The sequence below is a fragment of the Centipeda periodontii DSM 2778 genome (genome assembly GCF_000213975.1).
Classification (GTDB): Bacteria; Bacillota; Negativicutes; order Selenomonadales; family Selenomonadaceae; genus Centipeda; species Centipeda periodontii.
In genome coordinates, this window is record NZ_GL892078.1 from 1 (window position 1) to 1,468 (window position 1,468).

1 rRNA gene is annotated in these 1,468 nt (G+C 52.7%); it reads right to left on the bottom strand.

Going from position 1 to position 1,468, the window contains the following annotated elements:
• A 23S ribosomal RNA gene (locus HMPREF9081_RS12635) occupies positions 1-1,468 on the bottom strand; the annotation flags it as partial.

Sequence of the window (1,468 nt, forward strand, 5' to 3'; positions counted from 1 at the left end):
GCTCAGCTTCCTTCCTGCGTCACTCCATCCTCAAACGAAGACGCCCGGTACTGGAATTTTCGCCAGTTGTCCATCGCCTATGCTTTTCGCCTCGGCTTAGGTCCCGACTTACCCCGGGACGACGAGCGTTGCCCGGGATTCCTTAGGCTTTCGGTGGACAGGATTCTCACCTGTCGTTTCGCTACTCATACCGGCATTCTCACTTCTTATCCGTCCAGCAGTCCTTCCGGTCTACCTTCGTCCAGATAAGAACGCTCCCCTACCCAGTGTACACAAAAGTGTACCCTGCCGCGGCTTCGGTTCTGTGCTTTAGCCCCGGATATTTTCGGCGCAGGGCCTCTCGACCAGTGAGCTATTACGCACTCTTTTAATGGTGGCTGCTTCTGAGCCAACATCCTGGTTGTTTTCGAAGTCCTACATCCTTCTCCACTTAGCACAGCATTTGGGACCTTAGCCGGCGGTCTGGGCTGTTTCCCTCTTGAATACGGGTCTTATCACTCGCATTCTGACTCCCAGGCTGCCCATATGAGCCATTCGTAGTTTGACTGGGGTCGGTAGGCTTTACGCCCCCTTGCCCGATCAGTGCTCTACCGTCTCTATGGTGATTCGCCTGAGGCTAGCCCTAAAGCTATTTCGGGGAGAACCAGCTATCTCCACGTTCGATTGGCATTTCACCCCTATACACATCTCATCCCAACGTTTTTCAACACGCACGGGTTCGGTCCTCCACTCATTTTTACCTGAGCTTCAACCTGGACATGTATAGATCACTGTGGTTTCGGGTCTAATCCATGCTACTAACTGCCCTCTTAAGACTCGCTTTCGCTTCGGCTCCGCGTCTCCCGCTTAACCTCGCAGCATAAATTAACTCGCCGGTTCATTCTTCAATAGGCACGCCGTCGCACATAGATCGTGCTCCGACTGTTTGTAGACATACGGTTTCAGGTTCTATTGCACTCCCCTCCCGGGGTTCTTTTCACCTTTCCCTCACGGTACTCTTCGCTATCGGTCGTTTCGATGTATTTAGCCTTGGATGGTGGTCCACCCTGCTTCCCACTGGGTTCCTCGTGCCCTGTGGTACTCTGGATCCCTGCCCGCTTTTCACTCTTTCGTGTACGAGGGTCTCACTCTCTTTGCCGCACCTTCCCAGATGCTTCCACTAAAGTGTCCAGTTTGTTGCAGGTCCGCAACCCCAAACAACCGAAGTCATTTGGTTTGGGCTCTTCCCGTTTCGCTCGCCGCTACTCAGGGAATCTCTTTGATTTCTTTTCCTCCGACTACTTAGATGTTTCAGTTCATCGGGTGTTTTCTCTCTACCTCGAAGGTAGAGTGACAAGACGTTACTCTTGCCGGGTTGCCCCATTCGGAAATCCATGAGTCAAGGCTTACTTGCAGCTCGTCATGGCTTATCGCAGCTTATCGCGTCCTTCTTCGTTTCGAAACGCCTAGGCATCCGCCGTATGCCCTT